We start from the raw sequence: 14,156 nt of genomic DNA, 5'->3' as shown, positions 1-14,156 counted from the left end.
GGAGCCGCGTGCCCTCGACGCCGCCGTCGCACCGGTCGTCCACGCCGCCCCGGGTCGCTGCCCGATGTCGCGACGCCGGGCTCCCGCCGCCCCTCCCTGTGGAGCTACGCGCGGGTAAAATCCTGAGGGACACGCTGGCTCACTCCTTCGACCGCCCGGGACGGGAGGTGCCGTGATCACATCCGCGCCGGGGCCCTCGGGCGTGGACAACGTCCAGACGATTTCGACGATCGTGGGGCTGACCGCCGAGATCAACCGCCTTCGTGACGCGTCCAGGCGTCGGCGGCTGCTCGACCTTGCCACCGGCATCCTGGCGGCCCAACTTGGCGCGCCGCCCGCGGAGGCGGGTGAGCATTTGCGGAACCTCTCCCAGGTGACCGGTCTGAGCCCCGAGGACCTCGCCGCGGACATCGTGAACGGAGTCGCCGGCGCACCGGACGCAGCTCCGCAGGTCGACCCCGGGGGGCCGAGCCCGGTCGAGGCGCGGCGGGCCCGGCGTGTGGCCGCGGAGGCCGAGGCGCACGACACCGTGAGCGAGGCGGCCGAGGCGCTGCTGGAGGGCGGTCTGCGCCCGCTGGGCGCACAGAGCCTGTGGCTGTGGCGGTGCACGGACTCCGGCTGTCTGCGGCTCGCCGGGCACGCGGGGGTGAGCGCGGCGGAGGCAGCGGTGTGGCAGTGGATCCCACCGGGGGCTCCGGCGCTGTTCCACGCGGTGGTGTCCGACGGGACCCCCCGCTGGCTGTCGGCCGGTCCGGCGCCGGACGAGGTCCTCCCCGGGCCGGGGCCCCAGGCCGGCCGCGCCCTGCTCCCGCTGCGGATCAGGGGCACGACGGTCGGTCTCGCGCTCACCGCGTGGCCCGCGCGGACGGAGTTCGACGAACCCGTACGCCGGGCGCTCACCGGGCTGATCCAGGTGGCGGGGACCGTGCTCGACGCGGACGACTCCCTGCCGTCGGGGGCGCCCGCGCTGGTGGACGTACTGGACGCCCTCGCGCATCCGGCGATGATGCTGCGGGGTGAGCCCGCCTCCTCGGCGCTCTCGGTGGAGCACCTCAACGAGCCGGCCGTCGAAGCGCTCGGTGGTACGGCGCCGCCCATCGGCGAACCGCTGGAGCTGGCCCTTCCGCTGGCTCATGCCGAACTGACGCGGCTGGCCAGGCGTGCGCATGCCGCGGCGCGCCGCCAGAGCACCCCGCGGCTGCCCCGGGTGGCACGGGCCGAGGCGCCCGCCCCCCTGCTCGACGTACGGGTGCTTCCGGCGGGCACCGAACGGACCGTGGTGCTGTGGCACGCCAGCAGCAACCGGGGCATGTCCGCCACCCGGGCGGTGGGCCATCTCCAGGGAGTGGCGCCCTTCCGGGACAGCGTGTCGGGCGGCGGCTCGGTGTGGTCCGAGACGGCGTACCGGATCTTCGGCATCGACCCGGACGCCTCGCCGGTGCCGCTGCTGGCGATGCGCTCACGGGTGCATCCCGACGACGGACAGGCCCTGACCGAGCTGATCACGACACTCACGGAACGCCAGCGTGGCGCCGTGTCGGTGCTGCGGATCGTGCGGGGCGACGGCACGCTGCGCCATGTGCGCGTCGCCGCCGAACCCCTGCTGGACGAGGGCGTGGTCACCGGTATCACCGGCGTCTACCAGGACGTCTCGGCGTACCGGCACACGGAGGCGGCGCTGACCGCGACGTTCGACCAGCTCACCGCCGTACAGAAGCAGGCCGCGGTGCGGCACGAGCTGGCGCTGCGGCTCCAGCAGGCGATCGTGCCCGAGACCCCCGATCTGCGGCAGCTGCCCGGACTGCTCGTCGCGGCCCGCTACCGGCCGGCGGTCGAGGAGTACCGGGTGGGTGGTGACTGGTACGACGTACTGCCGCTGCCCAGCGGCCGGGTCCTGGTCGCGGTCGGCGACATCGCGGGCCACGGCATCGAGTCGGCCACCGGGATGGTGGCCCTGCGCAACGCGCTGCGCGGCCTCGCCTTCACCGGTCACACGCCCGGGCGGCTGATGGAGTGGCTCAACGAGGTGACCCTCCAGACGAGCGGCCACCCCACGGCGACCGCGGTGTGCGCGCTCTACGACCCGGACGACCGCTCGCTGTGGTGGTCGAGCGCCGGGCATCTGCCCCTGCTGTTGCTGCGCGACGGGCGGGCCCAGTTGCTCGACCCGCCGCGTGACCTGCTGTTGGGCGCGGTGGCCTCGGTGACGTACCGGGAGATACGGACTCCGCTGCGGCCGGGCGACACGCTTCTGCTCTACACGGACGGGCTGGTCGAGCGGCGGCACGACGGCCTGGACGAGGGGTTGAAGAGTCTGCTCGCGGTCGCGGAGCGGCTGAGCGACTGCGCGGTGGAGGAGCAGGTGGAGCGCCTGCTGGAGGCGGCCACCGGGGACACGGACGACGACACGAGCATCATCGCGATCCGCATCCGGGAGTGACACCTCGCGCCGCCCCCGGGATCCGCGCCGCCCGCCTGGGCCCGCGCCGTCCCCGGGGGCGGGGGGGCCGGTCTTCCGCTGGTGCGGCGTTCACCGTCCGCCGGTTCAGCGTTCTTCGGTCAGCCAGCCGAGGATCATGCCCATCAGATGGTCCGCGTCGACCGGTTTGGCGACGTAGTCGCTGACCCCGGCGGCCAGGGCCTTGGCGCGGTCGCCCGGCATCGCCTTGGCCGTGACGGCGATGATGGGCAGCTTGGCGAAGCGGGGCATTTCCCTGATCGCCGCCGTGGTGGCGTAGCCGTCCATGCCTGCCATCATCACGTCCATCACGACGAGGTCGACCTCGTCGTGGGCGGCGAGCAGATCGATTCCGGCCTGGCCGCTGTCGGCGGTGAGCACGTGCAGTCCTTCGCGTTGCAGCACTTGCGTCAGGGCGAAGACGTTGCGGGCGTCGTCGTCGACGACGAGGACCGTGGCCCCGGACGGGCGTACGTCCCGGTCGCCGGCCTCCGACCCGTGCCGGGTGTCCTCCTCCGTCGAGGGGTGCAGGTCGGCCCGCTCACGCAGGGGAAGGTAGAGCGTGAACCGGCTTCCGCGGCCCACCGAGCTCTCCGCGACGATCACACCGCCCAGCAGCCGGGCGACCTCGCGGCTGATGGAGAGGCCGAGCCCGGTGCCTCCGTAGCGCCGGGCGGTGGTGCCGTCGCCCTGCTGGAAGGCGCCGAACACGCTCTCCAGGCGATCGGCGGGGATACCGACGCCCGTGTCGGCGACCTGGAAGGCGAGGATGGGCCCCGAGTCCCGCAGGGCGTGCGGGAGTTCCTCGGTGGTGGCGTTGCGGACGCCGAGCTCGACGCTGCCCCGGTCGGTGAACTTCAGCGCGTTGGAGAGCAGATTGCGCAGGACCTGGCGCAGCCGCCCCTCGTCGGTGGTGAGTTCGTCCGGGATGTCGGGTGCCGTGACGACATGGAAGTCCAGTTCGCGTTCGCCCGCCACGGGGCGGAAGGTCGCTTCCAGATGGTCCAGCAGCTGGCGCAGCGGGAACGGCTCGGCGTGGATGTCCATCTTTCCGGCCTCGACCTTGGAGAGGTCGAGGATGTCGTTGATGAGCTGGAGCAGGTCGGATCCCGCGGAGTGGATGACCTCCGCGTAATCGACCTGTTTGTCCGTCAGGTTTCCTTCGGGGTTCTGGGCGAGCAGCCGGGCGAGGATGAGCAGGCTGTTGAGCGGAGTGCGCAGTTCATGGCTCATGTTGGCCAGGAACTCGGACTTGTACATCGAGGTCCGGGAGAGCTGCTGGGCGCGGGCCTCCAGCTCCTGCCGGGCCTGCTCGATCTCCAGGTTCTTGCTCTCGATGTCCCGGTTGCGTTCGGCGAGGAGGGCCGCCTTCTCCTTGAGTTCGGCGTTGGAGCGCTGCAGTTCCCGCTGCCGGGCCTGCAACTCCTTCGATCGGGCGCGCAGTTCGGAGGTGAGGCGCTGGGACTGCCCGAGCAGTTCGTCGGTGCGGACACTGGCGATCAGCGAGCTGACGTTGACACCGACGGTTTCGATGAACTGGTCGAGGAAGTCGCGGTGGATGTCGGTGAAGGGGCGGAGCGCCGCCAGTTCCACGGCGCCCAGCACCTGCCCCTCGACGACGACCGGAAGGATGATCAGCTGGCCGGGTTCGGCCGACCCGGCGGCGGAGGCGATGGTGGCGTAGCCGTGCGGGAGCCGGTCCACGACGATCGTGCGCCGGTCGCGGGCGGCCTGTCCGACGAGGGACTGGCCGAGGCGGAAGCGGCGGGGCCCGGAGGACGGGTCGTCGGGGGACGCGTAGGCGGCGGTCATGACGAGTTCGGTGCCGTGTTCGCCCTCCTGGACGAGGAAGAAGGCGCCGTACTGCGCGGAGACGAGCGGCGGCACCTCGGCCATGATCAGTTCGGCCAGGGCGGGGAGGCTGCCGGTGCCCTGCATGAGGCCCGAGACGCGCGCGAGGTTCGTCTTGAGCCAGTCCTGGGCCTCGTTGGCATGGATGGTGGCGCGCAGGGACTCGACCATCGCGTTGATGTTGTCCTTGAGGTCGCCGACCTCACCGGTGGCGTCGACCGTGATGGAGCGGGTCAGATCGCCTTCGGCGACGGCGCTGGTCACCTCGGCGATGGCGCGGACCTGCCGGGTCAGGTTGCCCGCCAGTTCGTTGACGTTCTCCGTGAGCCGCTTCCAGGTGCCGGAGACGCCTTCCACCTCGGCCTGGGCCCCGAGCCGCCCTTCGCTGCCGACCTCGCGGGCGACTCTGGTGACTTCGGCAGCGAAGGACGACAGCTGGTCCACCATCGTGTTGATGGTGGTCTTCAGTTCCAGGATCTCGCCGCGCGCGTCCACGTCGATCTTGCGGGTGAGGTCACCGTTGGCGACCGACGTGGTGACCTGCGCGATGTTGCGGACCTGGTTGGTCAGGTTGTTCGCCATGGAGTTGACGTTGTCGGTGAGGTCCTTCCAGGTGCCCGACACGCCGCGCACGGTGGCCTGGCCGCCGAGCTTGCCCTCGGTGCCCACCTCGCGGGCGACCCGGGTGACCTCCTCCGCGAAGGAGGAGAGCCGGTCGACCATGGTGTTGATGGTCTCCTTGAGCTCCAGGATCTCGCCGCGCGCGTCCACTCTGATCTTCTGGGTCAGGTCGCCGCGCGCCACGGCGGTGGCGACCTGCGCGATGGACCTGACCTGAGACGTGAGGTTGTCGGCCATGGTGTTGACGCCCGAGGTCAGCTCCAGCCAGACGCCCCGCACCCTCGGCTCCCTGGCGTGACCGCCCAGAAGGCCCTGCCCGCCGACCTCGCGGGCGACACGGGTGACCTCCGAGGTGACCAGGGAAAGCTGTTCGACCATGCCGTTGTAGATCGTCGCGATCTCTCCGAGGAGCCCTCCGGCGTCGTCGGGGAGCCGCTGGGAGAGGTCACCGTCCCGTACGGCGGTGAGTCCGGCCAGCAGTTTGCGGAGCCCTTCCTCCCCGAGCTCCGGGGTGGGCCGCGACGGATCGGGGCCGGGCGTGCGGGGAGACACATCCATCGCAACCTCGCGCTGTCGTGACGCACGGCGCCGTGACGGCACGCCGCCTTGGCGGGCTCGTACGGCGTTTTCCACTCTGGCACGGGGGGACGGCGCCGACATCCTCACGCGCACGGATCTGCCGGGCGCCGCACGCCTCTCGGGGAGGGGACGCCCGGGCACGAGGGCGCTCGGCTCACGGTCGCGCCGGCGGGACCCTGGGCAGGCGCACCTCGAACCAGACGGCCTTGCCGCGCTCCCGGCGCGCCCAGCCCCAGCCCGCGGAGAGGCGCTGGAGCAGATAGAGACCGTGCCCGGAGGCCTGCGCCGGCCGGTGCGGGGGGCGCGACCGGGGGCGTGCCGGGCTGTTGTCACTGACCTGGACCCACAGACGCCCGTCGGCCAGGTCGAAGCGCAGTTCGTACGGGGCGCCGCCGTGAACGCAGGCGTTGGTGACGACTTCGGAGACCAGCAGCAGGACGTCCTGTACGGCGGTCCTCTCCCCCGGCCCGCGCGCGGTGAGCCATTCGTCCAGGACCTGGCGCGTCAGGTCCCGGCACTGCCCCACCACGCCGGGCCCCGCCCGCAGCGGGAACCGGCGGCTGTGCGCCAGGTGACCCTCCGCACTCACACGATCCATGGGAGGCGACTTCCCAGCAGAAAGGTTATTAATACCATCAAAAGGGCATGTTTCGTGACAGACGCTCACGACGGACCCCCGCTGCCATGTGGCAGCGCAGGCCCCGCCCCGTCGAAGGAGCCGCATGTCCAGTACCCGCAACGAAGCCGTCCGCGCCACACGGTCCCCCGCGAGGCCCGCGGTACGGCGCAGCGCCCTGGGCGGTCTTCCGGAGATCTCACAGCCCCAGGACGTCACGACCAGCGAGGCCCAGAAGCTCTCGGTGGCCCTCTTCCGCCGGCTCGCCGCGCTGGAGGAGGGCACGCCCGAGCACGCCTACGTCCGCAACACCCTGGTCGAGCTGAACCTCAGCCTGGTGAAGTTCGCGGCGCGGCGGTTCCGTAACCGCGCCGAACCGCTGGAGGACATCATTCAGGTCGGGACGATCGGCCTGATCAAGGCGATCAACCGGTTCGACGTGGAGCGCGAGGTCGAGTTCGCGTCGTTCGCGCTGCCGACCATCGTCGGCGAGATGAAGCGCTTCTTCCGGGACACCAGCTGGGCCGTTCAGGTGCCCCGCCGGCTCCAGGAGCTACGGATCGGCCTCGCGAAGGCCCTGGACGTACTGGAGCAGCAGCTGGGCCGGCGACCCACGACCGCCGAGCTCGCCGCACATCTGCACGTCACCGAGGCCGAGATCGTCGAGGGCGAGCAGGCCGCCAACGGATACGTGGCGCGCTCTCTCGACGCCCCCCTCGACGACGAGACGGGCGACACCGGCTTCGCCCGGCGGCTCGGCGCCGAGGAGCACTCCTTCGACGTCATCGAGTCCCTGGAATCGCTCAAGCCGCTGATCGCGCGCCTGAGCGAGCGGGACCGGATGATCCTGACGCTGCGCTTCGGCGAGGAGCTGACCCAGTCCGAGATCGGCGCCCGGCTGGGCCTGTCGCAGATGCACATCTCCCGGCTTCTCGCGGACATCCTGGGACGGCTGCGGAACGGCCTGCTGGAGGACGAACCCCCGGCCTGAGAGCCCGCGGCCCGACACGTACGGAGCGAGGGCACACGGACCGGACGTACGGCCTGAGCCCGCGGCCCGACACGTACGGCATCAGGGCCGTGCCCCGCACCGACCGACCCGACAACCCCCGGCAACCCCTGAGAGCACTGCGGTGGGGTGCTCTCTCACGCGGGCCGGGGTGCGTCCGTGCGTTCCGTGCGCGAGGGCAGCGTCACCTCCAGCCACACCACCTTGCCCTCGTCCCGTGACACCGCGCCCCAACTCCCGGCGAGCCGCTCCATGACCATCAAGCCGTGGCCGCCCGGCAGCGCCGGATTTCTGGGCGCCCGGGGCACGGGGGCATCGGAACTCCCGTCGGCGACCTCGACGCGCAGGTGGCCGTCGACGTGTCTGAGGACCAGCTCGCTGGGCCCGCCCGCGTGCAGACAGGCATTGGTCACGACTTCCGACACCAACAGCAGGACGTCCCCGACGCGCTGCTCGTCCTCCTCGTCCACCGGCGGTGTCCACCCCCAGTCGGCCAGGGCCTGGGCGGTGAAGTCCCGGCAGCGGGTCACTACTCCTCTGGTCCCGAACAGTTCCAGCCGACGAATCTGGCTCCGCCCGGTCACGCTCTCGCCCATGGGGCCTCTCCGCTATCCCGGGGCCTGGTCTGCCAGCGCCTCGTCAAGATCGGCGTGGACACGGAACACCGCGTGCGCGCCTGTGATGTCGAACATCCGGGCCACTGGCGGCCGCAGTGCGGCCAGCTCGAGCCGGCCCCCCGTCTCCTGGACCGCCAGGCGCGCCCGGAGCAGGACGTTGAGGCCGGTGGAGTCGCAGAAGCTCAGGTTCGCGCAGTCGACGACGATCCGTTCCGGCGCGGTCCCGATCTGCTCCTCCAGGGCAGTGCGCAGCGGTTCGGCCGTGTCATGGTCCAGCTCGCCGGTGAGGGCCACCACGGCGACGTTCGACGCCTGGCGGGTCGCGACCGCGAATCTTCTACTTCCGGCGGTCGCCCGTTCCTCCGACTCCCCGGTCCTGTCCGACGTCATGGGTCCACCCGCCTTCATGGGATGCGTGCGCTCGTGGTGACAGTCCTCCGGATGCGCGGCACGCGCCCGAGTGATGCTCATGCGGGGCGCGTACCCCACGCGGAGCGTTCTATCGCGAAGACGGCGGACTGGCCGGCGCGAACGGCGAGGTCCGCCGCCCGACCGGGCGTCCGCGGCCGAGATAGCGTTCGGCCGCCCACACCGCCTCGCGCGCCGTGCGCTCCCCCATCAGTACGCACAGCGTGTACGCGGTGTCCTCGAAGCGACGGCGGACGGCGGGGTCATGGGGGTTCGACAGCACCGCACGCTCCTGCGCCCGGTAGTGGGAGAGCAGTCGGTCGACGGTGGCCTTGTCGGGCAGCAACATCATGTCCTCCCTGCACATGTGGCCAGCCAGCCCATCTTGCCCGGCGTCGGGCTCCTCCGCGAGCTGTAGGAACACGCTGCGTGACACACAGGCCGGTGGCCTCCCACGCCGTCGCGTGGGAGGCCACCGGTCGAACGCGCGCGACGCGTCGCGCGGGGGGCTACATGAAGCGTTCGTCGCTTCGGCCGCCCTTCTCGCTCTGCTCGCTCTGCTCCTGCAGCTTGCGGGCCTTTTCCTGGAGTCGCTGACGCTCCTGGGGGTCGGACGCGCGTTCGGCCGCCTCGTTCAGTTGCTGGGCCTTGTCGCGCATCTGCTGGGCACGGCTGCCGGACTCACCTGCGACGCTCATAGTCACTCCTTGTGACGAGGGAAGAGCGGGACTTCTTCAGCGAAGCAGGGCTCCGTCACGCTCGCATCTCGAACCGTCACCGACCGTCATCCCCGCCGTTCGGCGGGGTTTCCAGTGCCTCCAGACGGCGGACGGCCGGCGCGAGCGAGCGGCCCCGGGACACCGCGTCACTCCAGGGGCCCTCTGCGAGGAGCCGGTCGACGTCCCCGATGCCGGCACTCATCGCGCCCGCTGCCGCGTGGTCGAGGGCGTCCCAGGACAGCGGGGTCGCCACAGGCGCCCCGGGGCGGGCGCGGACCGCGTACGGCACGACGGCGGTCTGGGCATAGCCGTTGCGCTGGACGTCGAGGTAGAGACGCCCCCGGCGGGCCTGCTTCCTCGCCTCGGTGGTGAGCCGCTCGGGGTGGCGGTCGGCGAGGACGTCCGCGGCGCGCCGGGCGAAGGCGCGGACCTGGTCGAAGGGGGCGTGCCGGTCCAGCGGCACAAGGACGTGCAGCCCGCGTGAACCCGTGGTCATCACCGTCGACGGCAGGTCCAGCTCGTCCAGGAGTTCACGGAGCCACCGGGCGGCCGCCAGCACCTCGGCAACGTCCTTGTCGGGGCTGTCGCCGGGCGGGTCGAGGTCGAAGACCAGCCGGTCGGGGTGGTCGGGGCGGTCCGCCTTCGAGAGCCAGCGGTGCGGTGTCACGCACCCCTGACCGGCCAGGTAGACGAGGGTGGCCGTGTCGTCGCACAGGACATGGGTCACCGTCCCGCCTTCCTTGGGGAGTTCGGCGCGGTGGATCCAGTCGGGAAAGTGGTCGGACACGTCCTTCTGCATGAAAGCGGGGCCGTCGATGCCGTCGGGGTGCCGTTCCAACATCAGCGGACGCTGCCGCAGATGAGGGAGCATCCGCGGGGCGATCCTCCGGTAGTAGTCGGCGAGGTCCGCCTTGGTGATCCCGTCGTCGGGAAAGAGCACCTTGTCCGGGCGCTTGATCTCGACGGTGCGCCGCCCCGCCCGGATCGCGAGGACGTCCTTCGTGGTCGTCATCGGCGCCGCTCAGGTGGCCGGTTCCGGCGCGGGAAGGGGTCCCGGCAGGGGGCCGGGCTTGGGCTGCGGATCCGGGCGGGGGGCGGGCGGCGGCGGGTCGGGCTCGGGCTGGGGCGGCGCCGGCGGGACGGGGTCGGGCCCGCCCGGCGCGGGCACAGGTCCCGGGACGGGACCCGGCTGCGGACCGGGGCCGGGGCCGGGCGCGGGCGTGGGACTCGGCGGGACGGGATCGTTCGGAGGCGTGCCCATGGTGGACTCCCATAGCGGGCGGACTGCGGTCGGCTGCACGGTCGTGGCTTCCGGCTCGGTCATGGCTCCCCTGTCGCGTCCTCGGCCGCCACCTCACGAGTGACGGCCTCCGTTCCCTCTTCTGGCGTGCCGTGTCGGCGGCCGCGTGCCTGCCACACGCGGGCCGTACGGCTCATACGGTCATACGGCTCATGTGGAGACGCGACTCATGCGACGAGGCGGCGCACGACCCGGCTGCTCCGCCTGGCGCGTACCCGGGCGGGCGGTCCCTATGCGTGGGAAGCGGGAGGCCGCGCCGACCAGCGCCACCGCCGCCGCGATCGCCGGCAGGGCGCGGCGCCGTCGCTTCGGTGCGGCGGCGGCCGGTGCGACGGGCGCCGGACGCGGCCCCGGTGGCGGCACTGTGCACCGGCTCGTCCGGCCGACGCGGGGCCTGTGGGGCCGGTGTTGAGGAGTCCGGTGTCAGAGCTTCACGACCGTCACCTCGGTCGCCTTCACGCTGGTCCAGACGGCGGCGCCGTCGACCAGGCCCAGTTCGGCGGCGGCCTGCGGGGTGATCTCGGCGACGAGGTCGGGCGCCCGGTCGGAAGTGACCAGGACCCTCAGCCGGCTGCCGCTAACGGTGATCTCCCGTACGGTTCCCGGCCAGACGTTACGAGGACTCCCCCCGGGCTTGTCGCGGTGCACGGAGACGGCCTCGGGCGCGATGATCGCGAGGGCGTCGGTGCCGGCCGACAGCGGATCGGCGGCCACCAGCAGCCCGCCCCCGGAGAGTTGGAGGCCGTCGGCGGTGGCCGTGCCCGGCCAGGCGTTGCGGCCGAGCATCCGCGCGACCCAGGGTGAGCGGGGGTGGCGGGTCACCTCGGCGGGCGGAGCGTCCTGGAGGGCGCGGCCGTCGTCCAGTACGAGGACCCGGTCCGCCAGCGAGACCGCCTCGACCGGGTCGTGGGTGACGATCAGGCAGACGCCGCCGAAGCCGTCGAGGTGCGTGCGCAGGGTGTGCCGTACATGGGCGCGGGTGGTCTGGTCGAGCGCGGCGAGCGGCTCGTCGAGCAACAGCAGCCGGGGACGGGCCGCGAGGGCCCGGGCGAGCGCGACGCGCTGGGCCTGACCGCCGGAGAGCTGGCTCGGACGGCGGTGGGCGAGAGGTCCGACGCCGAGCCGGTCGAGCCAGTCCTGGGCGCTGCGGCGGGCCCGCGCGCGGGGCACACCGTGGGCGCGCAACCCGTACGCGGTGTTGGCGAGGGCGGTCATGTGCGGGAAGAGGGCGCCGTCCTGCGGCACCCAGGCGACGCCGCGGCGGTGCGGCGGCAGGTCGCCGACGTCGGTGTCGCCGAGCCGCAGGTCGGCGTGGGCGCGCGGGGTGAGGCCGAGCAGGGCGCGCAACAGGGTGGTCTTTCCCGCGCCGTTGGGGCCCACGACGGCGATGGTGGTGCCCGGCTCGGCGTCCAGGGTGAGCCGGTTGAAACCCGTGACCTCGGCGTGCAGGCCCCAGCGCTCGGCCGGGTCCGGGCCGCCCCCCTCGTCCACCTCGCCCGCCCGGTCCTTCGCGTCCCTCGCGTCGTTCTCGGCCGGGTCCGGGTCGCCCGCCGTGGCCTTGGGCGCGTGGGAGCGGCCGGCCGGCGTCCCGGTCCAGCGGCCGCGCAGGGCGACGAGGACCAGCATGGCGATGGCGAGCAGCAGCAGGGAGACGGAGGTCGCGGCCTGCGGCTCGTCCTGGAGGAGCAGGTACACCTGGAGAGGAAGGGTCTGGGTGGTGCCGGGGAGGTTGCCCGCGAAGGTGATGGTGGCGCCGAACTCGCCGAGTGCCCGCGCCCAGGTGAGGGCCGCTCCGGCGATCAGGCCGGGTGCGACCATCGGCAGGGTGACGGTGAGGAACACCCGTACCGGAGAGGCCCCGAGCGAGGCGGCGGTCTCCTCGTAGCGCGGCCGCAGCCCCCCGAGCGCCCCTTCGAGGCTGATCACGAGGAACGGCATCGACACGAAGGTGGCGGCGACCACGGCCCCCGATGTGTGGAAGGGCAGGGTGACGCCGAAGGTGCTCTCCAGAAACGGGCCGAGCAGACCCCGGCGGCCGAAGCCCAGCAGCAGGGCCACGCCGCCGACCGTGGGTGGCAGCACCATCGGGAGCAGGACCAGGGACCGCACGAACGCCTTGCCGGGGAAGTCGACCCGGGCCAGCAGCCAGGCGAGCGGCACCCCGAGGAGAAGCGACAGCCCGAGAGCCCAGAAGGAGACGACGAGGGAGAGCCGCAGGGCCTCCGTGACGCCGGGACTCGTGAGGTGGTCGCCCAGCTCGCCCCAGGAGGTGCGGACGAGGACGCCGATCAGCGGCAGCAGCAGGAACGCGATGGCGAGCAGGGCGGGGATCGCGAGCGCGAGGGGGGTGCGGGGACCCGGGGCGCGGGTGCGGAGTCGTCTCATCGGATGGTCCTGGTTGTTCGCCTGGGGAAGTCGGGCGGCGGGTCGGGGGTATTCGCCGGTCGGGCCGGCGGTCCTGCGGGTCCCCGGGCCGGAAGCCCCGCGGGTCGGGGGTATTCGCCGGTCGGCCCTGCGGTCCTGCGGGTGAGGGGCTGCCCGGTCCCCCCGGCCGGGCAACCCCTCTGCGCGACGCGCGCGGTCACGGCTTCTGGAAGCCGGCCTCCTGGAGGATCTTCTGTGCCTCCGGCGTGGAGAGCCAGGCGACGAACGCTGCCGCGGCGTCGGCGTTCTTGGACGTCTTGAGCGTGGCCGCCGGGTAGGACGCCACCGCGTTCTGGGCGTCGGGGATCTCGACAGCCGCGACCTTGCCGGCCGCCTTGGTGGTGTCCGTCTTGTAGACGAGGCCGGCGTCGGCCTCGCCCAGCTCGACCTTGCTCAGGACGGCGCGGACGTTCGGCTCCTCGGAGACCGGCTTCACGACGATCTTCTGCGCGTCGAGGATCTTCTTGCTGTAACGGCCGACCGGTACCTCGGGTGCGGCCAGGACCACCTTCAGCTTGGTGTCGGCGAGGTCCTTGAGCTCGTCCACCTTGAAGGGGTTGCCCTTGCCGGTGGCGATGACCAGCCGGTTCTTGGCGATGACCGTCGGCGCGCCGACGTCGGCGCTCAGCCCGTCCATCGTCTTGGTGTCCGCGGTGACCAGGGCGTCGGCGGGGGCACCCTGCTCGACCTGGGCGGCCAGCTCCTGCGAGCCGGCGAAGGAGAACGTCAGCGTGGTGCCCGGGTGGGACTTCTCGTAGGCCGCGCCGGCGGTCTTGAAGACGTCGGTGAGGGAAGAGGCCGCGAGCACGGTCAGCTTCGCCGGAGGCGCGGAGCTGCCGGCCGACGCCCCGGCGCCGTCGTTCTTCTGGGTGTCCTCCGTCTTCCCGGCGCTGTCCGCGCCGCAGGCGGCGAGGGGGACGAGGAGCGCGGCCGTCAGGACGGCGGCTGCGGTGCGGCGTCTCATGTGGGACATCGGGGTGGTGCTCCTTGGGCAAGGTGGGCCGACTGCGGGTGCCGGTCCGAGCGGATGGTGAAGAGCCGCGCCGGTGACGGGCGACGCCGCTGTGATGGTGCGCGGGAGCGGTCAAGTGCGGTCGATGTGCACGCTGGTCGACTTCACACGGGCGGTGGCCCGCATGCCGACCTCCAGTCCCAGCTCCTCCACGGCCTCACGGGTGAGGAGGGAGACGAGCCGGTGCGGTCCTGCCTGGATCTCGATCTGCGCCGCGACATCGCCGAGCTTGATGCCGGTGACGATGCCGGGGAAGGCGTTGCGGGCGGAGGTGTACGAGGACTCCTCCTCGCCCTGGCCGCCGCTCTGGGCGACCTCGATCGAGAAGGCGGCCAGATCCCGGCCGTCGATCAGACGGCGGCCGCCTTCCTCGCGATGGGTCGCGACCCGGCCGGCGTCCGCCCAGCGGCGCGCCGTGTCGGGACTGACTCCCAGCAGACGGGCCGCCTGCCCGATGGTGTAGGACTGCATATGCGACACGTTAGGGCCGTCAGGCTCTCATGTGCAATCAAGTTCGTCGGATGGTGCCAGCAACTGCGGGG

The 14,156-nt window shown here is 72.4% G+C and carries 12 protein-coding genes; 2 read left to right on the top strand and 10 right to left on the bottom strand.

The features are described 5' to 3' along the window. Nucleotides 1–172 precede the first annotated feature (172 nt). Nucleotides 173–2,440 carry a SpoIIE family protein phosphatase gene (locus ACZ7J0_RS10025; protein ID WP_470885762.1) on the top strand — a complete coding sequence of 756 codons (2,268 nt, stop codon included), beginning with the start codon at nt 173–175 and terminating at the stop codon, nt 2,438–2,440. Between the two features lie 105 nt (nt 2,441–2,545). Here the strand turns inward: ACZ7J0_RS10025 and ACZ7J0_RS10020 are convergent, their stop codons facing one another. Together ACZ7J0_RS10020 and ACZ7J0_RS10015 are read right to left on the bottom strand one after the other, a co-directional pair. Next, a complete protein-coding gene (locus tag ACZ7J0_RS10020) occupies nt 2,546–5,488 on the bottom strand; it encodes a hybrid sensor histidine kinase/response regulator (RefSeq protein ID WP_470885760.1) in 2,943 nt (980 codons plus the stop codon). A 175-nt stretch (nt 5,489–5,663) separates the two neighbouring features. Then, nucleotides 5,664–6,098 carry an ATP-binding protein gene (locus tag ACZ7J0_RS10015; protein ID WP_470885759.1) on the bottom strand — a complete coding sequence of 145 codons (435 nt, stop codon included), beginning with the start codon at nt 6,096–6,098 and terminating at the stop codon, nt 5,664–5,666. Between the two features lie 133 nt (nt 6,099–6,231). On the opposite strand from ACZ7J0_RS10015, the gene ACZ7J0_RS10010 reads away from it, so the two are divergent. Next, nucleotides 6,232–7,116 (top strand): SigB/SigF/SigG family RNA polymerase sigma factor, encoded by an 885-nt coding sequence (locus ACZ7J0_RS10010; protein ID WP_470885757.1) that lies wholly within the window; start codon nt 6,232–6,234, stop codon nt 7,114–7,116. Nucleotides 7,117–7,271: 155 nt separating this feature from the next. Here the strand turns inward: ACZ7J0_RS10010 and ACZ7J0_RS10005 are convergent, their stop codons facing one another. The 8 genes from ACZ7J0_RS10005 to ACZ7J0_RS09970 all read right to left on the bottom strand — a co-directional run bounded on the left by ACZ7J0_RS10005 (nt 7,272) and on the right by ACZ7J0_RS09970 (nt 14,085). Further along, nucleotides 7,272–7,730 carry an ATP-binding protein gene (locus tag ACZ7J0_RS10005; protein WP_470885755.1) on the bottom strand — a complete coding sequence of 153 codons (459 nt, stop codon included), beginning with the start codon at nt 7,728–7,730 and terminating at the stop codon, nt 7,272–7,274. 12 nt (nt 7,731–7,742) lie between these two features. Further along, nucleotides 7,743–8,141, bottom strand: coding sequence for an STAS domain-containing protein (locus tag ACZ7J0_RS10000; RefSeq protein ID WP_470885753.1), 399 nt, complete (start codon nt 8,139–8,141; stop codon nt 7,743–7,745). Nucleotides 8,142–8,250: 109 nt separating this feature from the next. Continuing rightward, the gene (locus tag ACZ7J0_RS09995) at nt 8,251–8,508 is read right to left on the bottom strand and encodes a DUF5133 domain-containing protein (protein ID WP_468707938.1); all 258 of its coding nucleotides are present in this window, start codon (nt 8,506–8,508) and stop codon (nt 8,251–8,253) included. A gap of 160 nt (nt 8,509–8,668) precedes the next feature. Beyond that, nucleotides 8,669–8,857, bottom strand: coding sequence for a DUF6381 family protein (locus tag ACZ7J0_RS09990; RefSeq protein WP_468707758.1), 189 nt, complete (start codon nt 8,855–8,857; stop codon nt 8,669–8,671). A 76-nt stretch (nt 8,858–8,933) separates the two neighbouring features. Beyond that, on the bottom strand, nt 8,934–9,890 hold the full coding sequence (gene ligD, locus ACZ7J0_RS09985) for a non-homologous end-joining DNA ligase (protein WP_470885751.1): 957 nt from the start codon (nt 9,888–9,890) through the stop codon (nt 8,934–8,936). A 711-nt stretch (nt 9,891–10,601) separates the two neighbouring features. Continuing rightward, nucleotides 10,602–12,563, bottom strand: coding sequence for an ABC transporter permease (locus ACZ7J0_RS09980; protein ID WP_470885749.1), 1,962 nt, complete (start codon nt 12,561–12,563; stop codon nt 10,602–10,604). A gap of 196 nt (nt 12,564–12,759) precedes the next feature. Further along, nucleotides 12,760–13,575 (bottom strand): molybdate ABC transporter substrate-binding protein, encoded by an 816-nt coding sequence (gene modA / locus ACZ7J0_RS09975; RefSeq protein WP_470885747.1) that lies wholly within the window; start codon nt 13,573–13,575, stop codon nt 12,760–12,762. Between the two features lie 111 nt (nt 13,576–13,686). Next, a complete protein-coding gene (locus ACZ7J0_RS09970) occupies nt 13,687–14,085 on the bottom strand; it encodes a TOBE domain-containing protein (RefSeq protein ID WP_470885745.1) in 399 nt (132 codons plus the stop codon). Nucleotides 14,086–14,156: the final 71 nt, after the last annotated feature.

The organism is Streptomyces sp. NPDC038280, from assembly GCF_055600045.1.
Note: the sequence above shows the minus strand (reverse complement) of the source record. Positions and strands in the feature narration are given on the sequence as shown.